This window comes from Candidatus Poriferisocius sp. (assembly GCF_965219775.1).
GTDB lineage: Bacteria > Actinomycetota > Acidimicrobiia > Acidimicrobiales > Bin134 > Poriferisocius.
In genome coordinates this window covers 649,061-673,848 of record NZ_OZ244793.1, presented here as the reverse complement: position 1 = coordinate 673,848, position 24,788 = coordinate 649,061, and the positions used below count along the sequence as shown (strand labels likewise).

Genomic DNA, 24,788 nt, shown 5'->3' with positions numbered 1-24,788 from the left:
CCCGGCCTAGGGCAATTCCCGGCCGGCCTCGGTAGGGGCCCGTCCTAGGGCGGGTTCTGCATCCCTTCGGTCTTGACCTAGGGCAGAATCCGGGCGACCTGAATGTGTTGGTCGGGGTCGAACAGCAGCCCGGCCAGGGCCTGCACATCGGCCAGGTCCAGATCGGCCAGTTCGTCGGTGAGCCGCTGGGGTGTGGGCGGATCCCCGTCGCCTTGCACGGCCCGCCACAGCAACATGGTGATCAGCTCGTCGTTGGTGACCACGTCGTAGTCGTCGGCCACCACCGAGCGGGCCTGCTCGAAGGCCGCCTCGTCGATGTCGCCCGCAAAGATGTCGGCCAGCACCCTGGCCATCTCCGCTTCAATGGTGCCCATCTGCTCGGGGTCACCCGATGCCGTCACCTCGGAGGAAACCCCCTGCTCCGGGGTGAGTTGGAGCCGTATCTGGGCGGACACGGCGTAGCTTTCGCCCCCTTGTTCCTGGATGACGTCGTTCAGTCGGGCGTCCACCAACGCCTCCAGCACGTCGGCGGTTGCTTGCAGGGCGGGGCTCAGCGCCGTGGGGGCCTCGTAGTAGTAGGTGGCCTCCGTCGCCTGGTTGTCGGGGCCGAGCACCACCTCGCGCCGGATCACCCCATCGGGTTCGGGGGATCGCCGATTCACGAAGCTGTCGGCTTCTCCGGCGGGCAGTGTTCCCACGTAGGTGCGGACGAGGAGATCGACGGTGTCGAGGTCCACGTCGCCCACGATGAGCACCACCAGGTCGTCCACGTCGCCCAGGCGTTGGCGATAAAGGTCGAGCAGCCCGCCTGGGGTGAGCGAATCCAGGGTCGCCGGGGAGGTGTCCAGGTCGAACCAGCCGAAAGCGTCGCCGTGGCGGGCCTCCAGGTAGGCCAGGTGCTCCTGCCAGTCCGGGTCGGTCGTCTTCAGGGAGCCGATGATGTCCCCCACGTTGGCCGCCTCGTCGAACGCCTGCTCATCCACCCGGGCCGCGGTCTTGTACAGGTGGACGAGCTGCAGCAGGGTCCGGAGGTCTCCGGAATCGGAGCTGCCGATCACGCCCTCCCTGGTCTCACGGATGAAGGGCTGGACCTGCACATTGCGGTCATCCAGGTAGCGGGAGATCTGGCTCGGGCTCAATTCCCCGAGACCACTGTTGCCCACCGCCCGGGGGGCCAGGTACTGGGCCACCAGTCGATCCCCCTCGGACAGGATCGAATAGCCTCCCCAGGAGAAGGCCTGCACGCTGACCTCGTTCCGGGTGGAGTCGGATTGGACGAACATGGCTCGGGCTCCGTTGGCGAACGACCACTCGTAGGCCTGCTCCAGCTCTTCCGCCACGGACGGGATCGGGCCGGAACTCACAGGGTCGACCGGCGAGGGCGAGAGCACCAGCTCGTCCACCTCGACCACCGCCGCGGGCAGGTCCCCCGGTTCGGCCGCCGCCACCGCCGCCTGCATCTCCTCAACGGTGGGCACGTCGGCCGGATCGGCCCCTACCGCGATGAGGATCAAGCCACTGGTGTCCAGCAGGCCTCGGTAGCGGTCGGTGAGGTCGTCGGCCCGCAACTCCTCGAGCAGGGCGCTGACCCGCTCCACCCGGGCCGACACCGGGCCGATGTCGCCGCCGCTCAGGAAATGGGACGCGTACGACGCGGCGTAATCGGAGTGGAGGGTGCCCGACTCGGCCAGCAGCGCCGATTCCAGATCGGCACGGATGGCAGTCGCCGCCCGAGCCAGATGCTCGTCGGTGAACCCGTGCTCTCGAATGCTGTGCAGGAGGGAGATATAAGCGGTGAGGGCGGCCGAGAAGTCGTCGGCCCGCAGGTTGGTCCCGTAGTACCGCAGGCCCTGGGTGTAGTTGAAGTCGTCCAGGAAGGTCGGGTCGATTTGGGCCAGCATGCCCTGCTCGTAGCCGTCGGCCAGGATGTTCTCCACCATGATGGCCATGACCTCCTCGGTCCACAGCCGTCGGTCGCCGTCGATGGTGCTCGGATCCCAGGACGGCACCCGGACGTCCAGCGAAAGGTAGGAGTAGGCCTGCTCCGGGGTGGTGGCCACGGCAAACTCCGGTGTCGGATTCAGCGCTGAGTCCTGATCGGGGGCCGGGGGCGACTGGCCGCCGGGGATGTCGCAGAAGTACGCCACCACCAGCTCCTCCAGCCGGTCGAGGGGAAGATCGCCGACCGCCACCACCGCCATGTTGGACGGCACGTACCACGCGTCGTAGAAGTCCCGCAGCTCCTCGGCGGTGGTGGTCTCGATGCCTTCCACGGTGCCGATGGGCAACCGCCCCTCGTAGGGCGTGCCCTGGGTGTACACCCGGTCGAAGACGGCCACGATCGTGCCGAAGCCGGTCTCCACCCTCCGGCGATACTCGTCGCGGACGATGCCCCGTTCCTTCTCCACGTCGTCGGGGCTGAGGGTGGCGGCGTGGGCCCACTGGGAGAGCACGTGGAAGGCGGTGTCCACCGATTGCTCGGCCTCGTCAATGACCAAATCGAGTTCGTAGACGGTCTCGTCGTGGGTGGCGCGGGCGTTGACGTCGGGACCGAACTCCACCCCGATGCTCTGCAGTGCCTCGGTGAGCTCGTTGCCGGGGTAGTCCTCGGTGCCGTCGAACAACATGTACTCCACGAAATTGGCGTGGCCCGCTCCGGGGTAGGGATCGTGCAGCGACCCGGCATCCACCACCAGCCGCAGGGAGAGGTTGTCGGCGGGGTACGGGTTGGACCGCAGGTAGAAGGTGAGCCCGTTGCCCAGCGTGCCGATCCGCACGGCGGGGTCGATGGGCAGCATCCCCGCCTCCGCCCCATCTCCCGTGTCGAGGAGATCCACCTGGCACAGTTGGTGAACTTCTTCAGGCGCTTCGGGCTCAGTGGCCCCTTCGGCGCCTGTCGTGGTGTCGCCGGAGCCATCCTCCTCGGGCACGACCTCGGCGGCCTCGCCGGTGTCCGACCCGTCGGCCGCGGCATCCTCACCGCCGTCAGTCGGACCGGCAAGCGGGTCGTCCGAGTAGCTGTCGGAGCACGCGGCCCCAACCAGGGCCGCGCTCAACAACAGGGCCAGTAGCTTCTTCATGCCCACCTCTCAGTGCTGGCTGTAGCAGACCTCGATGATGGCCGGCTCGGTGACGGCATCGCCCTCCAGTTCGCCGACGATGCGCCCTTCGCTGAGCACCAGCACCCGGTGGCAGACGCCGACCAACTCGGAGAACTCCGAGGAGATGAACACCACCCCCTTACCCTGGCCGGCCAACTCCTCCATGATGTCGTAGATCTCCTCCTTGCCGTCCACGTCCACCCCGATGGTCGGCTCGTCGAAGATCAATACATCGGCACCCTGTTCCAGCCACTTGGCGATCACCACCTTTTGCTGGTTTCCCCCCGACAGGAGGCGTACAAGCTGCCGGTCGTGGGGGGTGGCGATGCTCAGGCGGTTAATCTGCCGGTCGGCCGCCTGCTTCTCCGACTGGGTGGAGGGCATCGGTATGCGGGCGCGGCCCCGGTGGCGGTCCAATGAGGCCAGCGTCACGTTGTCACGCACGCTGAAGTCCATGATGTTGCCCTGGGTCTTGCGCTCTTCGGGCAACAGGGCCAAGCCGGCGGCCATCGACTTGGCGGGATGCCCGCCCTCCACCTCGGTGCCGTGGACCCGCACGGTTCCCGTCCGGCGTTGATCGGCCCCGAACACCGCCCGTACCAGCTCGGATCGCCCGCTGCCCATCAGCCCGCCGAGGCCGAGGATCTCCCCCCGGCGCACGTCGAAGGTGCAGTCGTGGATGCCGGTGTCGGCACTCACGCCTTCCACGTCGAGCACCACGTCGCCTTCGGGTCGGCCACCCACGCCGCGGCTGGCCCGTCGCTCCACCGCGGTCTGGGCGTGCTCGTGACCGGTGATGTGCGAGATGAGACCGGAGCGGTTGAGCGAGGCCGTGGGTTCGTCGGCCACCACCCGGCCGTTGCGCATGACCACTACCCGCTCGGTGAGCTCGAAGATCTCCTCCAGGCGATGCGACACGTAGACCACGGTTATCCCGTCGTCCCGTAGCCGTCGCACCACGGTGAACAAGTGCTCGATCTCCTCGTCGGTGAGCGACGCGCTGGGTTCGTCCAGCACCAGGAGCCGGGCGTCCTGGGCCAGGCCCCGGGCGATCACCACCAGCCGCTGCTGGGCCACGCTCAGGTCTCCCACCGGTTGGCGGGGGTCGATGTCGGCCTCCAGGCGGGCCAGGGGCTCTGCCGCGCGGCGGCGCAGTTCCGCCCAGTCCACCAAACAGCCCAGCCGCCGGGGGTAGCCGAGGCCCAGCATCACGTTTTCGGCCACCGACAAATCGCCCACGTCCTGCAGGTCCTGGTGCACGAAAGCCAGCCCGGCCACGGTGGCGTCGTGAGGTCGATGCAGCTCGAGCGGGGCTCCGTGCAAGCGCAGGCTGCCCTCGTCGGCCCGCTCGGCGCCGGCAATGATCTTGATCAGCGTGCTCTTGCCCGCGCCGTTCTTTCCCACCAGCCCGACGATCTGGCCCGCCTGCAGCGAGAGGGATACGTTGTCCACCGCCAGCACACCCGGATAGCGCTTGGTGACGGCGGCCACCTCCAACAGCGGTGCGGGAGCCGCCGGAGCGGTTGCGGTCATCGGCGTTGGGCTCCCAGCCTGGTCAAGAACATGGCCAAGACCAGGATGGAACCCCGGGAGATATTCAGGACGTCGCGGTCGTAGCCCAGAATGGTGAGCCCCGACTGCACGGTTTGCAGGAATATCACGCCCAGCACCGTGCCCGGAATATTGAACTGCCCCCTCCCGGAGGCGGCGGCCCCCAGGAAGGCGGCCGCATAAGCCGACAAGAGCAGCGAAATGCCCACTCCAGGGATGGAGGAGGCGGTACGAGCGGTCTGCAACACGGCGGCTATTACGGCAACAAAGCCGACGATGACGAAACCCAGGGCCCGAAGGGCCTTCACGTTGATGCCCGACAGTCGGGCGGCTTCGGGGTTTCCCCCGATGGCGTACATGTACCGCCCCAGCTCGGTCCGCGACATCATCACCCACAAGATGATGGCCAGCCCGGCGGCAATCCACACCGGCGAGGTGAACTCGGTCCACGGCTCGGGCTTGCCGACGCCGAGATCCCGGTAGAGGTCGGGCATATCGGCGGCGCCGGTGATGTTCCGCCCGTCGCTGATGGCGTACTCGACGCCCAACAGGATGAGGAAGGTGGCCAGCGTGGTGATGAACGAGGGCATCTCCATGTAGGACACCAACAGGCCGTTGACGGCCCCGATCACCAGACCCAGCACCATACCGGCGAGCACGGCCAAGCCCCAGGGCCAGTCGTGGTTCACTATCAGCACCACGATCAGGGCCCCGCCGGCCGAGAGGGTACCGGCGATGGACAAATCGAAATCTTCCATGGCCAGCACCACCGTCAGCCCCAGCGACAGCATCAGCAGGGGAGCGGCCAGCCCGAGCTGGGTCCGCAGGTTGTCGATCTCGGCGAAGTCATTGTCGAGCACCGAGAAGAGCACCACACACCCCACCAGGGTGATGAACACCCCGAAAGTGGAGATGAACGACAAGAGATCGAACGACGACCGCGAACCCTCGGATCCCGGTGGAATTGCCCCAGGCGGCGGGGGTGGCACCCCGGCAGTGCTTGTTTCGGCCATTTCCTACCTCCTGTCGGACGAAACTAGCCCAACAACGCGATTGAGCCGGTGACCGCTCGTGGCGTCACCGGCTCAATCATGGTCTCCATTGCACCAAGGGTGCAGAATCAGGACCTCAGCAGTTGGGCAGACCGCTGTACTGGTCGCACCACTTGTTGCGGAAGTACTCCTCGTAGTCCCCTGGCGGGTCGGGAGCGGGCACCTCGGTGCTGTCGGCGGGCATGGCGTTCACCGTGTCGATGGTGACCACCTGACGGACCGAGAAGTTCCGGCCGTCGTAGTCGGGGGCCCGTTCCTGGCTGGGCATGGTGCCGTCCTCCAGCCACGCGGCCACCGCGTCCACCTGAGCCCAGCTCTGCCACTCCAGCTTCTCGTCCACCGCGGCGTCCACCCGACCGGTGCGGATGTCGTTGACCGTGGTGGGGTTGGCGTAGAAGGTCAGCAACTGCGGACGCTCGGGATCGTCGGCGTCGTACAAGGCCCCGATGGCCTGGGCGGCGCCGATGGAGGCCACCGAGAAGTTGATCCAAACGGCGTCGATGTCGTCGAACTGCTGCAGCTTGGTGGTCACATCGGCCTCGGTGCCGGCCACCAGGTCGTTGAAGTCGCCTTCCCACAGGTCCACGATCTCGATGTTGTTGCCCTGGATAACCGAGTTCAGCCCCTCGATGCGCTTGTCGCTCCACGCAGTAGGAACCTCTTGGGCAATGATGCGGGCCCCGTCGGGGAACTGGTCCACCAGGTAGTTGGCCAACTGGACGCCGAGGTCGGTGTCGTCGGAGGCGAAGCTGGAGATGTAGAAGTCACGGGGCTCCACTTCCCCTCCGGCCGAGAGCACGGGAACACCCTCTTCGGCGGCCCGCTCCAGCACATCGGTGATGAACGCCTCGGGGATGCCGTCGGTGAGCATCACGTCGATGTCCTTGTCCAAGAGCTGGTTGCCGCACACCGGCATCTGGGCCGGGTCGCCCGCCGCGTCGCAGGTCTCGTAGCTCCACCCAAAGAAGTCCACCGCCTCCTTGGCCGCGTCCTCGATGCGCTTGCCCGCCTCGTCGGCGTAGATCCACTGCAGGTAGCCGATGGTGATGTCGGAACCTGCGCTTACGTCGCTGTCGTCGTCGTTGCCGCAGGCCCCGGCGACCAGCGCCAAGGCCAGCAGGCCCGCCGACAGCTTCAACAGAGTGCGTTTCATGCTTGTGTCCCCTCTCTCGCAGCCCGCCGTTCGCGCCGCTGCCCGGTTTCCTCCGGGAATGCTAGGCAGTTCACCCCCCGCCCCACCAATCTCCCTCGCCCTCAGGCACCCCTGCCTCCCTACCCCTGAGCGGCGGCCTTTGCCTATCTCGATTTGCTGCTAGCGGGTGCAGATGACGGAGGAGCCGTGGCCGAACATGCCGTGGTTGACGGACAGGCCCACCTTGGCCCCTTCCACCTGGCGGTGGCCGGCGGTGCCCCGGAGTTGCCAGACCATCTCGCACACCTGGGCGATGGCCTGGGCGGGAACGGCCTCGCCGAAGGCCCCCAGCCCCCCGGAGGGGTTCACGGGGATCCGGCCCCCGAGGGCGGTGTCGCCGTTGCGCAACAGCTTGGCGGCCTCGCCCCGCTCGCACAGGCCGATGTGCTCGTACCAGTCCAGCTCGTAGGCCGACGACAGGTCGTAGACCTCGGCGAAGTCCAGATCCTCGGGCGACACCGAGGCCTCCTCGTAGGCCCGACCGGTGATGTCGTCCTTGAAGGTCATGGTCTCGTCGCCGGCCGCCGCCCACGAGTCCGACGCCAGGTAGGGCAGCTCGATCACGCTGTTGGGGTAGGTGGGGCTCACCGTGGAGATGCCCGCGACCCGCACCGGGTTGTCCACCCCCCGGGCGGCCGCCCACTCCAGGCTGGACACCACCAGTGCGGCACCGCCGTCGGAGGTGGCGCAGATCTCCAGCAGGCGCAGCGGGTCGGCCACCATCGGGGAGTTGGCGATGTCGTCGACGTCGTACTCCTTGGTGTAGCGGGCGTTGGGGTTGAACACCCCGTGCCGGGAGTTCTTCACCTTGACGGCGGCGAAGTCCTCGGGGGTGTCGCCGTACAGCTCCATGCGCCGCCGGGCGTACAGGGCGAAGTACGTGGGGTTGGTGGCCCCCACCAGATGGAAGCGCAGCCAGTCGGGGTCGTCGTGGCGCTCGCCGGCGTTGGGGGCGAAGAACCCCTTGGGGGTGGACTCGGCACCCACCACCAGGGCCACATCGCACACCCCGGCCAGGATCTGGGCCCGGGCGATGCTCAGCGCGGTGGCCCCCGAGGCGCAGGCGGCGTAGGAACTGGCCAACTGGCACCCGGTGAACCCCAGGGCGTTGGCGAACGTGGATCCCGACACATAACCGGGGTAGCCGCAACGCACGCTGTTGGCCCCGGAGACGAACTGGATCTCCGCCCAGCCCACCTCGGCGTCGGCCAGCGCGTCGCGGGCCGCCTTCACGCCGTAGTCCACGAAGTTGCGACCCCACTTGCCCCAGGGGTGCATTCCGGCACCGAGAATGGCGATGTCCTCCATCAGTCGCTCCCGTTCTGGTTCTGGGGGCCCACCGGGGCCCACTTCCACACCAGGTAGTCGTGCTCGTCGTCGGAATGGAGCACGCCCAGCGCCAACTCCATCTCCATGCCCACCGCCAGATCGTCCACCGACACCCCCGGCACCACCTGGCCCAGCACCACCAGGCGCTCCTCGGCCAGCTCCACCGCGGCCACCACGTAGGGCTCGAAGGCGTCGCCGGGGATGACGTACGGCGCCGGCGGGGCGTACTCCCCGGTGGTGAACGACCACAGGCGACCGGTGCGGCTCAGCAGCACTTCGTCGATCTCGTCTCCGAAGCAGGCCGGGTCCGCCCCGGCCAGTTCCTTGGGGAAGAAGTAGGAGCCGCGGCGCCGGGCCCGACCGCCGATCAGCCGGGGCTCGTCGGCGTCGAGGGTGAACAGCCCCTCCACCGCGGCCACCGGCGTCCTCATCTGAGCCATTCCCGCAGCCTAACGGCCCACGGGCCGACGGCCCATGCGCCGAGAGGTCAGCGGCACACCATGCCGCCGTCCACCACCATGGTGTCGCCCGACACCCAGCGGGCCTCGTCGCTGCACAACCACACCGCCGCCTCGGCCACTTCTTCGGGCAGGCCCAGGCGTTGGCCGGGCATCTGCTGGATGACCGCGTCGGCCATCTCCGGGCTGGATTCCCGCCACGCGGCCACCATGGGGGTGTCGATCATGCCCGGACACACGGCGTTGACCCGGATGCCCTCGTTGCCCAGCTCGTCGGCCGCATGGGTGGTCAACCCCAGCACCCCCCGCTTGGCCGCGGTGTAGTGGGGTTGGCCGGGGGCGGGCACAATGGCCGCACCCGACGCGTTGTTGACGATGGCCCCGCCGCCCTGGGCCCGCATCTGGATGATCTCGTGCTTCATGCACAGGAACACCGAGGTGAGATTGACGGCGATCATCTCGTCCCACTGCTCCAACGTCAGTTCGTGGAACAGCCGGGACGGATGGGTGATCCCCGCGTTGTTGAAGGCGCAGTCCAAGCGCCCGAACGCCGACACGGTGGACGCCACCACCCCGGCCACCTGCTCCTCGTCGGTCACGTCCACGGCGGCGAACCGGGCCTCCCCGCCTTCGGCCTGGATCAGCCGCTGCGTCTCGGCCCCGCCTTCGGCATTGCGGTCGGCCACCATGACCCGGACGCCCCGGCGGGCGAACAACACCGCGGCCGAACGTCCGATGCCGCTGGCCCCTCCGGTGACCAACGCCACCTTGTTTTCCATCATCGTGCTCATGGCCACCTAAGGTAGGCGCACCGAGCCGCCGACCGAGGGCAATCCCGAGGCCCCGAGCACCGAAAGGTCACCGATGAGCATTTCGTCGTGGGACGAGTTCCCCGTCCACCAGTCCCCCAACTGGATCCGTCACGCCGCCACCTCCGATCGGAACTTCTACGACCGGAACTACTTCTGCATGCACGCCTCCAGCGACGAGCTGTTCGCCATCTTCGGCATGGGCCAATACCCCAACCTGGGGGTCCACGACGCCTTCTGCTGTGTCCGCCGGGGCGACAAGCACCACGTGGTGCGGGGCTCCCGTCCGCTCACCGACCGCATGGACATGTCGGTCGGCCCCATGCGCATCGAGGTCATCGAGCCGCTGCAGAAAGTGCGCTTCATCGTGGAGCCCACCGAGCACTCCATCGCCATGGACGTCACCTGGGACGCCTCCATCCGGGCCATCGAGGAACCCAACCAGTTCATTCGCAGCCTGGGTCGGGTGGTGTTCAACACCCAGCGATTCGCCCAACTGGGCCGGTGGTCGGGCACCCTGTCGGTGGGTGGTGAGGACTTCGCCGTCACCCCCGACCGATGGGGCGGGGCCCGCGACCGCTCCTGGGGCATCCGCCCGGTGGGAGAGCCGGAAGGCGACGGCATCCGCCAGGGCGTCAACGTCATGTCCGGGATGTGGAACTACTTCCCCATGATGTTCGACGACCACGCCATCTTGTACATGAACAACGAGGCCGACGACGGCACCCGGCGACTGGTGGAGGGCAAGCGGGTGTGGGTCGACGGCCGCCCCGACGAAGACCTGGGCCGACCCGAACACGACCACACCTTCGAATCGGGCACCCGGGTGCTCACCCACTCCACCATCACCTTCCCCGAGACCGGGGTGGAGATCGACTGCCAACCCCTGTTGGTGAACTTCGTGTCGGTGGGCACCGGCTACGGGATGGACGCCGACTGGCGCCACGGCATGTACCAGGGGCCCGATCTGGTGGTGCAGGGCAAGGTCATGGACGTGGACACCGAGGTCAAGCCCATCGGGCAGTACGGGGTGATCGACCACGTGGGCCGCTACACCTACGACGGCAACGTGGGCTACGGCCTCTACGAGCAAGGATTCTTCGGGGCCTTCAACCGCTACGGCCTGACCGACGGCGCCGTGGGAGCCCCCTAGATGGCCCCGCACTCCCCCACCACGGGATCACCGGTCTCGGCGGGCCGGAGCACGGGAGCCCCCTAGATGGCTCCGCACGCTCCGGGCGACCTGGCCACCCTCGAGAATCCCGAGGAGTTCCGGGCCCGCCACATCGGGCCCGGCGCGGCCGACACCGCGGCCATGCTGGCCGCACTGGGCTATGACTCCCTGTCGCATCTGGTCGACGCGGCGGTGCCCCCCAACATCCGCGACCACGATCCGCTGGGGTTGCCCCCCGGCACAACCGAGACGGCCACCACGGAGAAGCTGCGGGCCCTGGCCGACCGCAACACGGTGCTCACGTCGCTCATCGGCATGGGCTACCACGACACCATCACCCCGCCGGTGATACGGCGCAACGTGCTGGAGAATCCCGCCTGGTACACCGCCTACACCCCCTACCAACCGGAGATATCCCAAGGCCGCCTGGAGGCCCTCATCAACTTCCAGACCATGGTCACCGACCTGTGCGCCATGGGCATGGCCAACGCCTCCCTGCTGGACGAGGGCACCGCGGCGGCCGAGGCCATGACCCTGTTGCGGCGGCTCAACCGCAAGGCCCCCGACGACCGCTTCATCGTGGACGCCGACACCCACCCCCAGACCATCGACGTGGTGGCCACCCGAGCCGAACCCCTGGGCATCGAGGTGGTGGTCGCCGACCTGGAGTCGGAGAACGTCGAAGAGCTGGCCGAGGGGGCCTTCGGCCTCCTGGTGTCCTATCCGGCCAGCTCCGGGCGCATCGGCGACCTGAGCGCCGTCATCGCCGCCGCCCACAACGTGAACGCCCTGGTGGCGGTCACCACCGACCTGCTGGCGCTGTGCGTGCTCACCCCGCCCGGCGAGCTGGGGGCCGACGTGGTGGTGGGCTCGTCGCAGCGGTTCGGGGTGCCGCTCGGTTTCGGCGGCCCCCACGCCGGCTTCATCGCCGTGCCCGAATCGGCTATGCGCTCGCTGCCCGGCCGCCTGGCCGGGGTGTCGGTGGACGACGCCGGGGCGGTGGCCTACCGCCTCACCCTGCAGACCCGCGAGCAGCACATCCGCCGGGAGCGGGCCACCAGCAACATCTGCACCGCCCAGGTGCTCTTGGCGGTGATGGCCGCCATGTACGCCGTGTACCACGGTCCCGAGGGCTTGGCCCGCATCGCCCGCCGGGTCCACCGCCTGACCGCCATCGCGGCCGCCGGGCTGCGCCGTGGAGGCCACGACCTGACCGCCGAGCACTTCTTCGACACGGTCACCGTCCGGGTTCCCGGTCGGGGCCCGTCGATCGTGGCCGCCGCCGTGGCCGAGGGCCTGAACCTGCGGGCGGTGGACGACGACACCGTGGCGTTCTCCCTGGACGAGACCACCACCCGATCCACGCTGGCCGCGCTGTGGCGGGCGTTCGGCGTCGACCCCGACGCCACCGACATCGACGCCCTCGACGCCTCCACCCCCGACGCCATCCCCGCCGACGCGTTGCGCACCAGCGCCTACCTGGACCACCCCACGTTCCACCGCTACCACAGCGAGACCGAGATGCTGCGCTACCTGCGCCATCTGGCCTCCAAGGATCTCGCCCTCGACCGAACCATGATCCCGCTGGGCTCGTGCACCATGAAGCTCAACGCCACCACCCAGATGGAGCCGGTGAGCTGGCCCGAGTTCGCCCGGATGCACCCGTTCGCCCCCACCGACCAGACCGAGGGGTACCGGGCGATGATCGCCGAGCTGGAGGAGATGCTGGTGACCATCACCGGTTACGCCGCGGTGTCGCTGCAACCCAACGCCGGCTCCCAGGGTGAGCTGGCCGGACTCTTGGCCATCCGGGGCTACCACGCCGCCCGGGGGGAAACCGGACGCGACATCTGCTTGATCCCCGCCTCGGCCCACGGCACCAACGCGGCCAGCGCGGTCATGGCCGGGATGCGGGTGGTGGTGGTGAAGTGCGACGACGACGGCAACGTGGACATGGTCGACCTGCAGGCCAAGCTCGCCGAGCACGGGGACAAGCTCAGCTCCTTGATGATCACCTACCCCTCCACCCACGGGGTGTACGAGGCCACCGTCACCGAGGTGTGCGACCTCATCCACGCCCACGGGGGGCAGGTGTACCTGGACGGGGCCAACCTGAACGCCCTGGTGGGGGTGGCCCGCCCCGGTCGCTTCGGCGCCGACGTCTCCCATCTGAACCTGCACAAGACGTTCTGCATCCCCCACGGCGGCGGCGGCCCGGGGGTGGGGCCGGTGGCGGTGGGGGCCCACCTGGCCCCGTACCTCCCCAACCACCCGGTGGTGGCCGAGGCCGGGCCGGCCACCGGCGTGGGCGCGGTGTCGGCCGCTCCGTGGGGTTCGGCGGGGATCCTGCCCATCTCCTGGGCCTACATCACCGCCATGGGCGCCGACGGCCTCACCGAGGCCACCGGCATGGCCCTGCTCAACGCCAACTACCTGGCCGCCCGCCTCCACCCCCTGTTCCCGGTGCTCTACACCGGGGAGAACGGCCTGGTGGCCCACGAGTGCATCCTGGATTTGCGCCCCCTCAACGCCGAGGTCGGCGTCACCGTGGACGACGTGGCCAAGCGGCTGATCGACTTCGGCTTCCACGCCCCCACGGTGTCGTTCCCGGTGGCCGGAACCCTGATGATCGAACCCACCGAATCGGAGTCCAAGGTGGAGTTGGACCGCTTCGTGGCCGCCATGACCGCCATTCGGGCCGAGATCCAGCAGGTGGCCGACGGGGACATCGCCATGGGGGACAGCCCCCTGCGCCGGGCCCCCCACACCGCCGCCGCGGTGACCGCCGGCGACTGGGACCGCCCCTACAGCCGCCACCAGGCCCTGTATCCCTTGCCCGAGCTCCACGAGCGCAAGTACTGGCCGCCCATCGGTCGCATCGACGCCGCCCACGGCGACAAGAACGTGTTCTGCGCCTGTCCGCCCATCGAAGACCTGGCCTGACCGGCGCACCGGCCGAACCCACAAACCCGCTGAACGACATCCGCCAACGACCGACACACCACCGACAACCCCACCACAAAGGAGACCCCAACGTGCCTGACGCCATCGTGGAACGAGAGGGCCACTCGATCATCATCACCATGAACCGCCCCGAGCGCTACAACGCCCTGTCGGGGGCCATGCTGGTGCGGATGCTGGACGCCTATGAGGAGGCGTCCAACGACGACGACATCCGCTGCATCATCGTCACCGGGGCCGAGGGCAACTTCAGCTCGGGGGCCGACCTGAAGGCCATGAGCGGCAACGCGGGCAACGCCGACCCCGAGATCGACGTGGCCGCCCGCCAGGCCGCCGACCCCGATCTGCACTGGAAGGCGCTGTTGCGCAACTACCGGCCCACCAAGCCGATCATCGCCGCGGTGGAGGGGGTGGCCATCGCCGGGGGCACCGAGATCCTGCAGGCCATGGACATCCGGGTGGCCGGGGAGAGCGCCCGCTTCGGGGTGTCGGAGGCCCGCTGGTCGCTGTACCCGATGGGCGGCTCCGCGGTGCGGCTGCGACGCCAGATCCCCTACACCCAAGCGGCGGAGATCCTGCTCACCGGCAAGCACATCACCGCGGCCGAGGCAAAGGAGATCGGCCTCATCGGCCAGGTGGTGCCCGACGGCCAGGCCCTGGCCAAAGCCAAGGAGATCGCGGCCACCATCTGCGAGAACGGCCCGCTGGCCGTGGAGGCCATCCTGCGCACCCTGCACGAGACCGACGGCATGACCGAAGAAGAGGCCCTGGCCCACGAGTTCGAGTACGGCATGGCGGTGTTCCGAAGCGAGGACTCCAAGGAGGGCCCGCTGGCCTTCAGCCAAAAGCGCAAGCCCGAATTCAAGCGCCGCTAGGCCCACCCCGGCCCCGCGGGCAACACCCCCACTTGCGAGGTAGCCATGTCCGACCTCTTCGTCTTCGACGTCCATCACCACGTGGGTGACGCCTCGGGTGCGCTGGGCCTGCCTCCCGACGAGACCCCCGATCCCGAGGCCTACGCCGCCCTGGAGCTGGCCAAGCGCATCGAGATCATGGACGCCGGGGGCGTGGACCAGGCGGCGGTGATCCCCGGCCACGGGTACCTGCGGCCCAACGGTCACGCCGACACCCGGGCCACCAACGACGCCATCGCCGCCTACCGCGACGCCACCCCCGACCGGTTCCCGGTGGCCATCGGCATCGTGGAGCCCCGCGACGGCGCGCGCAGCCTGGGCGAGTTGGAGCGAGCCGCCGGGCCGCTCGGCCTGGTGGGCATGAGCTTCCACACCCGCTTCCAGGGGGTGAGCATCGACAACCACTGGGTGTCCACCTACGTGGGGGCCATGGGCGAACTCGGGCTGTTGCCGGTGATCCACGCCCTGGACGAATCGGCCGAGGAGTCGCTGTGGAAGGTGGGCCAGCTCGCCTCCCGCCATCCCGAGCTCACCTTTCTGGTGCTCGACGGCTACGCCACCCACGAGGGCACCAAGCACTGCGGCCACCTGGCCGCCACCTACCCCAATCTGGTGTTCGATTGCAGCCTCTCCTACAATTTCGACTTCATTGCCCACCACGTGCGCCAGTTCGGCGCGCACCGCTATGTCTACGGAACCGACCTGTATTCCTGGCCGCTGGGACGGCGCATCAGCCACATCCTGGGCCAGTTGCTGGAGTCGGACCTGAGCGACGATGACAAAGCCGCGGTAGCGGGAGGCACCGCCCGCCGCCTGTTTGGACTGGTTCAACCATGAGACTCCCCGCCCTCCCCTCCACCCCCCTGCGCCTAGCCGTCGCCTCGCTGGCTGTGGCCTTGGCCATGGTGGCGGCCTGCGGCCCGGCCGCCGACAACGGCAACGAGGTGGCCACCACCGACCCGTCCGAGCTTCTGCCCGACGGCCTGTTCGACGCCCTGGAACGCATCGACGGCATGGACGTCCCCGAGAACCCCGCGGAGCCCCCGGCGACGCCGGCCCCCGAGCCCGACGACAACGCAGCCGAGGACGGCCAAACCCTGGTTCCCGCCCAGGCGGACACCGAGGACGGGCAATCCCCCTCGGAGACGTCGCAGGAGGAGTTGCTCCGGCTGCGCGACGAGGCCTTCGTGGACTTCTCCCGCTGCATCCGCGAGGAGGGGTTCACCGACTTCCCCGACATCGACAGCTCCCAGGTGGTGGACCAGGCCAGCTTCCTGCAGGCCATGCAGGACGCCGGGGTCAGCTTCACCCAGGCCGGGCTGGGCCAGGCCCTCCAGGCCTGCGCCAGTGTGTTCAGCGAGCTGATCGCCCTGGCCCCCCAGCAGGACGGCAACGTGCAGCAGGTGGAGCAGGAGGAGAACGCGCTGGCCTTCGCCCGGTGCATGCGCGACCAGGGGCTCGACGATTTCCCCGACCCCGACTTCAACCAGTTCCCCAACACCGGCTTCAACACGGGGGGCAACAACGCCGCCAACCTGGACGACGAGACCCAGGCCGCCCTGGAGGTCTGCCTGCCGACCTTCGGGGGCGGCGAGCCCAACCGGACGACGGCCACCCCCGGCGAGGCGTCGGGGGCCGACACCCCCGCAACAGCATCGGCCACCCCGGCCACCGCGGCCTCCACCCAAGCGCCCGAGGCCACCACCACCCAGGCCCCGTCCCCCGACCCGGCCACGACCGCCGCCATCTTGCGCGACACCGAGGAGCTGAACACCGCGGAGGTGGTCCGCCGTGACCTCATCGACACCGAGGAGTTCAGCGGCACCCTGGGTTTCGGCGACCCCGAGCCGCTGTACACCAACTCCTCGGGCATCGTCACCGGTCGCCTTCCCGAAGAAGGGGACATCCTCGACGTGGGCGACACCCTGTTCGAAGTCAGCGGCCACCCGGTGATTCTTCTGCGGGGCGACCGCCCCATGTACCGGGACTTCCACCGCGACATGGAGGACGGCCCCGACGTGGAGCAGCTCGAACAAGCCCTGGTGGACATGGACATCCCCGGCTGGGACGGCATGACCGTCGACCACAACTTCACCCCGGTCACCGAGGACGTGGTGGAGGAGTGGCAGAACCGCCTGGGCGTGGAGGAGACCGGCGAGGTCCGGATGGGCCAGATCGTGTTCATCGAGGAACCCATCCGCATCTCGGCGGTGAACGTGACCGTGGGCCAGTCGGTGTCCGCCCAACAGGCGGCCTTCACCGTCACCGGCCAGTACCAGGAGATCACCAGCGACATCGACCCCGGCGACGCCGACATCGTGAACCGCCTCGACCCGGTGGAGGTGGAGCTGCCCGACGGCCGGTTGACCCCCGGCGTGGTGTCGGAGGTGGCCCGGGTGGCCACCCGGCTGCCCAATGCCCAGACCGGGGCGCCGGGCGATCCCACCATCGAGGTCGTCATCGTGTTGCTCGACGACGAGGCCTCCTCCCGCTTCGACGCCGCCCCGGTCAACTGGACCATCACCAAGGAGGTCACCCGCAACGCGCTGGTGGTGCCCGCCTCGGCGCTGATCGCCACCGTGGACGGCGGCTTCTCCGTGGAGGTGGTCCACGACGGATCGACCACCCTGGTGCCGGTGGAGGTGGGCACGTTCGTGGACGCCTTCGTGCAGATCACCGGGGGCGATCTCGACGTGGGCGACCAGGTGCGCATCCCGTAGCGGACCGACTCTCGGCCCCATCCGGGAACCCCAGTGATGTCGTCGCCGCCCCAGCGGGTGCTGGAGTTGCGCCAGGTGGTCAAGCACTACCCGGGCACCCCCCCGGTGCGGGCTCTCGACGGCGTGGATCTGGTGGTCCACGCCGGGGAGCTGGTGGCGGTGGTCGGCCCGTCGGGATCGGGCAAGAGCACCATGTTGAACATGATGGGGGCCCTGGACCGCCCCAGCTCGGGGGATGTGGTGGTGGACGGCCAGACCCTGTCGCAAATCCGTGACCGCGAGGTGGCCGACGTGCGGGGTCGGCGCATCGGGTTCGTCTTTCAGCAGTTCCACCTGTTGGAGGGGCTGACCGCGCTCGACAACGTGGCCACCGGCTGCCTCTACCAGGGCATCCGGGTGCGCCGGAGACGGGAGATGGCCCGCGATGCCCTGGAGCGGGTGGGGCTCGGCCACCGTATGGGTCACCGGCCCGGAACGCTCTCGGGCGGGGAACGCCAGCGGGTGGCCATCGCCCGGGCGCTGTTGGGCGACCCGGCCATCGTGCTGGCCGACGAGCCCACCGGCAACCTCGACTCCCAGACCACCGAGGAGATCATCGACCTCTTCCTCGAACTCAACCGGGCAGGGTCCACCATCGTGATCATCACCCACGACCGGGAGCTGGCCGCCCGCATGCCCCGCTCGGTGGCGATCCTCGACGGCCGCATCAGCCACGACTCGGCGAGGCCCTGAGGTGGCGGGCGGCGAGCGGCGGGCGTCGCGGGGTCGGGAACCTCGTGAAGGACCGCGTGAGGAGCGTCGGCCATGAGCCGCAGCAAGCTGCGGGCGCGCGACTCGCTGTCGCTCGGCACCCTGGGGTTGCGAACCCGCAAGGGCCGCACCTTCATGGCCGCCGTCGGCATCGCCATCGGCGTGGCCGCCCTGGTGGCGCTGGTCGGCATCATCAACTCGGGGGAAGCCGACGCCCAGCGGGACCTGCTGGACCAGGGGATCGACGTGCTGGAGTTGACCCCTGGCACCTCGTTCGCCGATGACCCCGAGCTGTTGCCCGGTGCGGCCGCGGCCATCGACACCCACATGCGAGACCAAGTGCTGAGGGTGGCATCCATCCGCCGGGTGCCCGCCACCGTTCGCAAGACCGACCTCATTCCCACCGTGGAGACCGGGGGCATCCGGCTGTTCGCGGTGGACCAGGACGATCTCGACCTGTTGGTCCCCCTGCGGGGCAGCGTGGCCCACGGCCGCTTCCACGACGCCGCCACCGTGCAGGTGCCCACGGTGGTGTTGGGGTCCGACACCGCCGGAGTGCTGGGCTTCGACCGGCTCTACGCCAACCCCACCGTCCACATCTCCGGCCACGAGTTCGCGGTGATCGGCGTCCTGGACCCCTTCACCATCAGCCAGGGGCTCACGTTGAACCGGGCGGCCCTCATCGGGTTCCCGGTGGCCGAGGAACTCTACGACGCCGACGCCAACCCCGAGCGCATCTGGGTGCAGACCGACCTGGACGTGATCGAGCAGGTCCGTGAGCTGCTGCCCCGCCAGGCCAACCCCGAGGCCCCCGGTGAGGTCTCGGTGTCGTCGCTCGACCTGGAGGCCCGGGAGATCATCAGCGAGAACTTCGAGTCGCTGCTCAGCCTGCTGGTGGTGGTCATCATCGTGGTGGGCGCCATCGGGGTGGGCAACATCATGTTGATCTCGGTGTTGGAGCGTCGGGGCGAGATCGGGGTTCGTCGGGCGCTCGGGGCCCAGAAGATGCACATCGCCGTGCAGTTCCTCATCGAGTCGATGCTGTTGACCCTGCTCGGCGGCCTGGCCGGCATCGCCCTGGGGCTGGGGGTGGTGGCCGCCACCACCCAGGTGCTGGATTGGCCCATGACCGTGGAGCTGTCCTTCATCGCCATCGGCTTGGCGGTGACCCTGGGCGTGGGGCTGGTGGCGGGCATGTACCCGTCGTGGCGGGCGTCGCGCATGGATCCCGCCGAAGCGGTGCGACCGCTGGCCTGAACCCCGTTCTTCGGCGTTACCGCCGTCGGCCAAGTGCACCTAGTCTCTGACCATGACCGTCACCCTGGATGAGTTCCGCCGGCGGGCCGCCGACTTCCTGGCGGCCAACGCCGTGGCCCGCGACGAGCCGCCGGTGGAGTGGTCCGAAACCGAACGGGTGGCCGAGTGCCGTCGGTTCCACGGGGCGCTGGCCGACGCCGGACTGGGGGGCATCACCTACCCGGTGGAGTACGGCGGCCAGGGGCTGGACAAGTCCTACCTGGAGGCGTTCAACCGGGAGCTGTCCGGTTACCAGGCCCCCCTGCTCCCGGTGACCATCTCCCACGGCATGTGCCTACCGGTGATCAACGACTTCGGCACGCCCGAGCAGCGGGCTCGCCACCAGGCCCGCATCATCCGCGCCGACGAGATCTGGTGCCAGATGTTCTCCGAGCCCGGCGCGGGTTCCGATGTGGCCTCCCTGGCCACCCGGGCGGTACGCGACGGTGACCAGTGGGTGCTGAACGGCCAGAAAGTGTGGACGTCGGGCGCCCAGTACTGCGACTTCGGGCTGTGCGTGGCCCGCACCGACCCCTCCCAGCCCAAGCACCGGGGGCTGTCCATGTTCATCGTCGACCTGTCCCTGCCCGGCGTGGACATCCGACCCCTGCGCCAGATGAACGGGAGCTCGCACTTCAACGAGATCTACCTCACCGACGTACAGGTGGGCCACGACTGCCTGGTGGGGGGCGAGGGCCAGGGCTGGAACGTGGCCGTGGCCATGTTGATGTACGAGCGGGTGGCCATCGGCGCCGCCGACAACGGGGCCATGGGCAGCAGAATGGGCAGCACCCTGCTCATCGACGAGGCCCGCCGGCGGGGCCTCCACACCGACGCGGTGACCCGCGACGCCCTGGCCGACCTCTACATCCGCGAGCGCGTCCAGTCGTTCATCGGCATGCGCATCCGCCAGGCCGCGGCGCAGGGCCGGGCCCCCGGGCCGGAGGGTTCCATCGCCAAGCTGAACGCCGCCATCCTCAGCCGCCGCACCGCCGACGTGGCCATCGGCCTGACCGGGGCCTCGGGTCAGGCGTGGGAGGCGGGCGACGACGACGCCGGCCAGTGGGCCGACGGGGTGGTCGGCGCGCCCGGCATGGGCATCGCCGGGGGCACCAACGAGGTACAGCGCAACATCATCGGCGAACGGGTGCTGGGCCTGCCCAAAGAGCCCGACCCCTACAAGGGCCAACCCTGGGAGGCCATCCCCCGCTCCTAGCGGCCCACGCGGCGGCCTGCTCCGCCGGCCCTGGCCGGCCTCCCACCAAGAGCGGCTACGGGCCGACCAGTTGCTGCCACACCCGATCCACCGCGGCGGCGAGTTCTGTGGGGGATCCGTCGTTGGCGATCACGTGGTCGGCCAGCGCCCGGCGTTGGGCGTCGGTGGCCTGGCTGGCCATGCGGGCTCGAGCCTGGTCTTCGGTGAGCCCCCGCTGGATGAGCCGGGGCAACCGAACCGCCTCGGGGGCCTCCACCACCACCACTTGGGTGTAGCCCCGACCGGAGTCCAATTGGCCCAGCCGGCTCTCGGCCAGAACCGCCATGTCCAGCACCACCACCTGGGCCTCTCCCCCGTCGGCCAACTCCTGGAGCCTCAGCTCCAGTTCGGCGTTGATGGCCGGGTGGCTGACCGCTTCCAGGGCGGCCAGCCGGTCGGGTCGGCCGAACACCTCGGCGGCCACCTTGGCCCGGTCGATGTGACCCTGTTCGTCGAGCACCTCCGGGCCCAGCGCGTCCACCACCGCTTGTTCGGCCCGCCCGCCGGGCGCCAACACCTCCCGGCCGATGGCGTCCACGTCGATGACGTGGGCCCCCAGCTCGCCGAATCGGGCGGCCGCGGTGGACTTGCCCGCCCCGATTCCCCCGGTCAACCCCACAACCAGCACGAGGCCCGATGTTAGGCAGGGTGCGGGGGTAGCCCCGAGTCGGTGCCGGCTGACACACTGTGACCATGCGAGTTGAGCTGACCGCCGACCAACTGTCACTCCAGCAGGAGTTGCGCACCTACTTCGCCAATCTCATGACCGACGAGGTGCGGGCCAAGATCCGCCACACCGAGACCGAGGCCAACGAGGATTACAAGGCCCTGATCCGCCAAATCGGCGCCGACGGCTGGTTGGGCGTGGGCTGGCCGGTGGAGTACGGCGGGAAGGGGTTCACCCCCATCGAGCAGTACATCTTCTTCAACGAGGCCTGGGCCGCCCAGGTGCCGGTGCCCTTCCTCACCATCAACACGGTGGGCCCCACCATCCGGGAATACGGCACCGACCGCCAGCGGGAGTTCTTCTTGAAGAAGATCCTGGCCGGTGAGATGCACTTCTCCATCGGCTATTCCGAGCCCACCGCGGGCACCGACCTGGCCGCCCTCAAGACCAAGGCGGTGCGCGACGGCGACGAGTGGATCGTGAACGGCCAGAAGATGTTCACCAGCCTGGCCTACGACGCCGACTACGTGTGGCTGGCGGCCCGCACCGATCCCGACGCCCCGGCCCACAAGGGCATCACCATGTTCCTGGTCCCCACCGACGATCCCGGCTTCGACATCCAGCCGTTCATCACCATGGGCAACAGCCACACCACCGCCACGTTCTACGACAACGCTCGAGTGCCCGACTGGCTGCGGGTGGGCGAGATCAACGGGGGTTGGGGGCTCATCACCAACCAGCTCAACCACGAGCGGGTGTCGCTGTGCGCCTCCGGGGGCATCGCCAACCTGGTGGACCAGGCGGTGGACTGGGCCAAGGAGGCCAAGCTGCCCGACGGCCGCCGGGTGATCGACCAGGAGTGGGTGCAGATGAAGCTGGCCGAGTGCCGGGCCCGGGTGGAGTTCCTCGACCTGTTGAACTGGAAAGTGGCCCACGAATCCACCGTGGGCAACAACGTGAGCCCGGCCCTGGCGTCCACCATCAAGGTGTGGGGCTCCGAGTCGATGCACCTCATCTACTCCGGGCTCACCGAGGTGGTGGGGGCCACCGGGCACCTGAAGAAGGGCTCCCCCCACGCCGAGTTTTCCCACCGCATGGAGGAGTCCTACCGGGGTTGTTGGATTCTGACCTTCGGCGGGGGCACCAACGAGATCCAACGCGACATCATCGGCATGGCCGGTCTCGGCCTGCCCCGCGAGAAGCGCCGCAAGTAGGCGCGGGCCGGAGCACCACCATGGATTTCACCCTCACCGAAGAACAGCAAGCCGTGGCCGAACTGGCCGACCAGATCATGGGCGACCGCTGCGACATGGAGCGGCTGATGGAGATTGAGGCCGCCGGGGAGTGGTTCGACCGCGACCTCTACCGTGAACTGGCCGACGCCGGTCTGGTGGGCATCGGCCTGGGCGAGGACGTGGGCGGCGGGGGCCTGGACCTGGTCGCCGTCGGCCAACTCCTCGAAGCCCAGGGACGTCACGTGGCCCCGCTGCCGTTGTGGAGCGGCGGGTTGGCCGCGCTGGCGGTGGACACCTTCGGCTCCGACGAGCAGCGTCAACGGGAACTGCCGGGCTTTACGGCGGGGTCCAACCTGTTGACCGTGGGCCTGCAGGAGTACCTGAACGACGACATCACCCAGCCGATGTCACGGGTGGTGGACGGCAAGCTGGTGGGCACCAAGGAGGTGGTGGAGTTCACCGCCGAATCGGCCAAGATCGTGGTGGTGGCCGGCCTGGACGACGGCACCGACAACGGCACCACCAGCGGGACCGGGCTGTTCTTGGCCGATCTGTCCGACCCGGCGGTGACCACCGAAGCGGGCGTGTCCACCCGGTTCCAACCCGTACACCAGGTGAGCTTCTACGGCGCACCGTGCGAGCCGCTGGGGCCCGCCGATGGCGCCTCGGCCAAGTGGCTGGCCGACCGGGCGGTGGCGCTGTTGTGCGCCACCCAGGTGGGCGTGGTGGACCGGGCCCTGCGCCTGGCCGCCGATTACACCACCGAGCGCGAGCAGTTCGGCCGACCGGTGGCCACCTTCCAGGCGGTCACCCAGCGCCTGGCCGACCAGTTCATGCACGTGGAGGCGGTGCGGCTGTGCGCCTACGCCGCCCTCTACGACCTGGCCACCGGCAACGACGCCTCCCTGCGGCTGCCCATCGCCAAGTGGTACGCCTCCCACTGGGCCCACGACGTGGCCCACGCCACCCAGCACGTCCATGGCGGCATGGGGGTGAGCGTGGACTACCCGCTGCACCGCTACACCCTGTGGAACAAGCACATCGAGTGCTCCCTGGGGGCCGGTACCCAACAGCTCCGCACCCTCGGCGCGCAACTGGCCGCGAGCTGAATCAGTCCCCGCCCGGCCGGGGATGACACCGACCGACTGCGAGCGGCGCCGGTCCCCCACCCGGCCCCGGAACCGGTGGCCGGGCTCTCGCCTTGGTGCTCAGTAGCCCCGGTCGGGGTCGACCACGTTGCGGAGGGGCTCACCCGCCACGTAGCGACCGAGGTTGTCGCGGAACAGCTCCAGCAAGGCCTCGTTGTAGCCCTCCCGGGCGGTGGAGCAATGGGGCGACAGGTACATGTTGGGGGCGTCCCACAGGGGGCTGTCGGCGGGGAGCGGCTCCTGGCGGGTGACGTCCAAAATGGCGGCGCCCACGTGCCCCGACTCGAGGGCCGCCACCAGGGCGGTCTCGTCGAGAATCGAGCCCCGCCCCACGTTCACCACCACCGCCCCCGGCTTCAGCCGGGCCAGACGGTCGGCGTCCAACAGGTCCATCGTCTCGGGGGTGTGGGGGGCGCACAGGACCACGGCGTCGCTGCGGGCCAGCATGTCGTCCAGCCCGTCGGGGCCGAACAGCTCGTCCACGTCGGGATCGGTGTCGCCGGGTCGAGCCGACCGCCGGTTGGCCAACACCGTCATCTCAAAGGCCCGAGCCCGCCGGGCCACGTCCCGGCCGATGGCGCCGAGGCCCACGATGCCCAGCGTGCGGCCCTTCACCAACAGGCCCTGGTGCATCTGCCATTGCCGGTCGCGCTGTTGGCGCTCCAGGACGCGGATGTCCTTCCAAACCTCCAGCAGGCGGCCGATGGCGAACTCGGCGATGGGCACCGAAGCCACCCCGGCGGCGTTGGTCAAGGCGATGCCGTTGGCCTTGAGGTTGGCGGGCTCCAATTGGCCGACGCCCGCCCCGATGGCCTGCACCCACGCCAACCGCGGCGCCCAACCGATGATCCCCGGGGGCAGGTCGAGGGCCATCAACACGTCGGCCTCGGCGATCACCGCCCGTTCGGCGTCCGACAGCGGCGGCGCGGTGGCCAACAGTTCGTCGGTCACCCGACCCTTGGCCTTGGCGTCCCGCAAGCCGTGGGGCTCGATGTAGCCGATGTTGTCGAACCGCACACCGGGGAACTCCCGGCCCAGCCCCTCCAGGGTGGCCCGGTCCATCCCCGGCGGGAACATCAACACCGCACGACACTCGCTCATCGTGCGAACCCTAGTGGTGCCCGCACCGCCGGCGGTGGCTGACGGAGGCGGTGGCGAGGACGAAGCCCCACCACC

General features: G+C 69.2%; 19 protein-coding genes. 10 read left to right on the top strand and 9 right to left on the bottom strand.

Going from position 1 to position 24,788, the window contains the following annotated elements; translation table 11 throughout:
- Positions 1-77: 77 nt before the first annotated feature.
- From ACOQPQ_RS03020 to ACOQPQ_RS02990, 7 genes are all read right to left on the bottom strand, one after another.
- On the bottom strand, positions 78-3,080 hold the full coding sequence (locus ACOQPQ_RS03020) for a M16 family metallopeptidase (protein WP_420637966.1): 3,003 nt from the start codon (positions 3,078-3,080) through the stop codon (positions 78-80).
- A gap of 9 nt (positions 3,081-3,089) precedes the next feature.
- Positions 3,090-4,634: a sugar ABC transporter ATP-binding protein gene (locus ACOQPQ_RS03015; protein WP_420637965.1), complete on the bottom strand. Its 1,545-nt coding sequence runs from the start codon at positions 4,632-4,634 to the stop codon at positions 3,090-3,092.
- Positions 4,631-5,665, bottom strand: a complete 1,035-nt coding sequence (locus ACOQPQ_RS03010; RefSeq protein ID WP_420637964.1) for an ABC transporter permease — start codon at positions 5,663-5,665, stop codon at positions 4,631-4,633. Before ACOQPQ_RS03010 ends, ACOQPQ_RS03015 begins: the two co-directional genes overlap by 4 nt.
- 115 nt (positions 5,666-5,780) lie before the next feature.
- Entirely contained in the window at positions 5,781-6,857 is a 1,077-nt protein-coding gene (locus ACOQPQ_RS03005) for a sugar ABC transporter substrate-binding protein (RefSeq protein ID WP_420637963.1), read from the bottom strand.
- A 159-nt stretch (positions 6,858-7,016) separates the two neighbouring features.
- Positions 7,017-8,204: a lipid-transfer protein gene (locus ACOQPQ_RS03000; protein ID WP_420637962.1), complete on the bottom strand. Its 1,188-nt coding sequence runs from the start codon at positions 8,202-8,204 to the stop codon at positions 7,017-7,019.
- Positions 8,204-8,665, bottom strand: a complete 462-nt coding sequence (locus ACOQPQ_RS02995; protein ID WP_420637961.1) for a Zn-ribbon domain-containing OB-fold protein — start codon at positions 8,663-8,665, stop codon at positions 8,204-8,206. The genes ACOQPQ_RS03000 and ACOQPQ_RS02995 overlap by 1 nt, the downstream gene beginning before the upstream one ends.
- Positions 8,666-8,712: 47 nt before the next feature.
- The gene (locus tag ACOQPQ_RS02990) at positions 8,713-9,474 is read right to left on the bottom strand and encodes an SDR family NAD(P)-dependent oxidoreductase (RefSeq protein WP_420637960.1); all 762 of its coding nucleotides are present in this window, start codon (positions 9,472-9,474) and stop codon (positions 8,713-8,715) included.
- Positions 9,475-9,547: 73 nt separating this feature from the next.
- Between ACOQPQ_RS02990 and ACOQPQ_RS02985 the strand changes: the two genes are divergently transcribed.
- The 8 genes from ACOQPQ_RS02985 to ACOQPQ_RS02950 all read left to right on the top strand — a co-directional run bounded on the left by ACOQPQ_RS02985 (position 9,548) and on the right by ACOQPQ_RS02950 (position 20,523).
- Positions 9,548-10,645 (top strand): hypothetical protein, encoded by a 1,098-nt coding sequence (locus ACOQPQ_RS02985; RefSeq protein ID WP_420637959.1) that lies wholly within the window; start codon positions 9,548-9,550, stop codon positions 10,643-10,645.
- Positions 10,646-10,711: 66 nt separating this feature from the next.
- The gene (gcvP, locus tag ACOQPQ_RS02980; RefSeq protein WP_420637958.1) at positions 10,712-13,609 is read left to right on the top strand and encodes an aminomethyl-transferring glycine dehydrogenase; all 2,898 of its coding nucleotides are present in this window, start codon (positions 10,712-10,714) and stop codon (positions 13,607-13,609) included.
- A gap of 92 nt (positions 13,610-13,701) precedes the next feature.
- Positions 13,702-14,502: a crotonase/enoyl-CoA hydratase family protein gene (locus ACOQPQ_RS02975; RefSeq protein ID WP_420637957.1), complete on the top strand. Its 801-nt coding sequence runs from the start codon at positions 13,702-13,704 to the stop codon at positions 14,500-14,502.
- A gap of 45 nt (positions 14,503-14,547) precedes the next feature.
- Positions 14,548-15,378 (top strand): amidohydrolase family protein, encoded by an 831-nt coding sequence (locus tag ACOQPQ_RS02970; RefSeq protein ID WP_420637956.1) that lies wholly within the window; start codon positions 14,548-14,550, stop codon positions 15,376-15,378.
- Positions 15,375-17,261, top strand: a complete 1,887-nt coding sequence (locus ACOQPQ_RS02965; RefSeq protein ID WP_420637955.1) for a peptidoglycan-binding protein — start codon at positions 15,375-15,377, stop codon at positions 17,259-17,261. The genes ACOQPQ_RS02970 and ACOQPQ_RS02965 overlap by 4 nt, the downstream gene beginning before the upstream one ends.
- Positions 17,262-17,297: 36 nt before the next feature.
- The gene (locus ACOQPQ_RS02960) at positions 17,298-17,993 is read left to right on the top strand and encodes an ABC transporter ATP-binding protein (protein WP_420637954.1); all 696 of its coding nucleotides are present in this window, start codon (positions 17,298-17,300) and stop codon (positions 17,991-17,993) included.
- Positions 17,994-18,065: 72 nt separating this feature from the next.
- The gene (locus ACOQPQ_RS02955; protein ID WP_420637953.1) at positions 18,066-19,268 is read left to right on the top strand and encodes an ABC transporter permease; all 1,203 of its coding nucleotides are present in this window, start codon (positions 18,066-18,068) and stop codon (positions 19,266-19,268) included.
- A gap of 52 nt (positions 19,269-19,320) precedes the next feature.
- On the top strand, positions 19,321-20,523 hold the full coding sequence (locus ACOQPQ_RS02950; RefSeq protein WP_420637952.1) for an acyl-CoA dehydrogenase family protein: 1,203 nt from the start codon (positions 19,321-19,323) through the stop codon (positions 20,521-20,523).
- A 55-nt stretch (positions 20,524-20,578) separates the two neighbouring features.
- Here the strand turns inward: ACOQPQ_RS02950 and coaE are convergent, their stop codons facing one another.
- Positions 20,579-21,190, bottom strand: a complete 612-nt coding sequence (gene coaE / locus ACOQPQ_RS02945) for a dephospho-CoA kinase (protein WP_420637951.1) — start codon at positions 21,188-21,190, stop codon at positions 20,579-20,581.
- 65 nt (positions 21,191-21,255) lie between these two features.
- Here coaE and ACOQPQ_RS02940 point away from each other — a divergent pair, with 65 nt between their 5' ends.
- Positions 21,256-22,443, top strand: a complete 1,188-nt coding sequence (locus tag ACOQPQ_RS02940; protein ID WP_420637950.1) for an acyl-CoA dehydrogenase family protein — start codon at positions 21,256-21,258, stop codon at positions 22,441-22,443.
- A gap of 20 nt (positions 22,444-22,463) precedes the next feature.
- Positions 22,464-23,573, top strand: coding sequence for an acyl-CoA dehydrogenase family protein (locus tag ACOQPQ_RS02935; RefSeq protein ID WP_420637949.1), 1,110 nt, complete (start codon positions 22,464-22,466; stop codon positions 23,571-23,573).
- A 99-nt stretch (positions 23,574-23,672) separates the two neighbouring features.
- On the opposite strand, the gene ACOQPQ_RS02930 is transcribed toward ACOQPQ_RS02935, so the two are convergent.
- Positions 23,673-24,713 (bottom strand): D-2-hydroxyacid dehydrogenase, encoded by a 1,041-nt coding sequence (locus tag ACOQPQ_RS02930; protein WP_420637948.1) that lies wholly within the window; start codon positions 24,711-24,713, stop codon positions 23,673-23,675.
- Between the last annotated feature and the right edge of the window lie 75 nt (positions 24,714-24,788).

Coding starts and splice junctions, on each gene's coding strand:
- ACOQPQ_RS03020 (WP_420637966.1), bottom strand. CDS start 3,080: ATGAAGAAGCTACTGGCCCTGTTGTTGAGCGCGGCCCTGGTTGGGGCC.
- ACOQPQ_RS03015 (WP_420637965.1), bottom strand. CDS start 4,634: ATGACCGCAACCGCTCCGGCGGCTCCCGCACCGCTGTTGGAGGTGGCC.
- ACOQPQ_RS03010 (WP_420637964.1), bottom strand. CDS start 5,665: ATGGCCGAAACAAGCACTGCCGGGGTGCCACCCCCGCCGCCTGGGGCA.
- ACOQPQ_RS03005 (WP_420637963.1), bottom strand. CDS start 6,857: ATGAAACGCACTCTGTTGAAGCTGTCGGCGGGCCTGCTGGCCTTGGCG.
- ACOQPQ_RS03000 (WP_420637962.1), bottom strand. CDS start 8,204: ATGGAGGACATCGCCATTCTCGGTGCCGGAATGCACCCCTGGGGCAAG.
- ACOQPQ_RS02995 (WP_420637961.1), bottom strand. CDS start 8,665: ATGGCTCAGATGAGGACGCCGGTGGCCGCGGTGGAGGGGCTGTTCACC.
- ACOQPQ_RS02990 (WP_420637960.1), bottom strand. CDS start 9,474: ATGAGCACGATGATGGAAAACAAGGTGGCGTTGGTCACCGGAGGGGCC.
- ACOQPQ_RS02985 (WP_420637959.1), top strand. CDS start 9,548: ATGAGCATTTCGTCGTGGGACGAGTTCCCCGTCCACCAGTCCCCCAAC.
- gcvP (WP_420637958.1), top strand. CDS start 10,712: ATGGCTCCGCACGCTCCGGGCGACCTGGCCACCCTCGAGAATCCCGAG.
- ACOQPQ_RS02970 (WP_420637956.1), top strand. CDS start 14,548: ATGTCCGACCTCTTCGTCTTCGACGTCCATCACCACGTGGGTGACGCC.
- ACOQPQ_RS02965 (WP_420637955.1), top strand. CDS start 15,375: ATGAGACTCCCCGCCCTCCCCTCCACCCCCCTGCGCCTAGCCGTCGCC.
- ACOQPQ_RS02960 (WP_420637954.1), top strand. CDS start 17,298: ATGTCGTCGCCGCCCCAGCGGGTGCTGGAGTTGCGCCAGGTGGTCAAG.
- ACOQPQ_RS02955 (WP_420637953.1), top strand. CDS start 18,066: ATGAGCCGCAGCAAGCTGCGGGCGCGCGACTCGCTGTCGCTCGGCACC.
- ACOQPQ_RS02950 (WP_420637952.1), top strand. CDS start 19,321: ATGACCGTCACCCTGGATGAGTTCCGCCGGCGGGCCGCCGACTTCCTG.
- ACOQPQ_RS02940 (WP_420637950.1), top strand. CDS start 21,256: ATGCGAGTTGAGCTGACCGCCGACCAACTGTCACTCCAGCAGGAGTTG.
- ACOQPQ_RS02935 (WP_420637949.1), top strand. CDS start 22,464: ATGGATTTCACCCTCACCGAAGAACAGCAAGCCGTGGCCGAACTGGCC.
- ACOQPQ_RS02930 (WP_420637948.1), bottom strand. CDS start 24,713: ATGAGCGAGTGTCGTGCGGTGTTGATGTTCCCGCCGGGGATGGACCGG.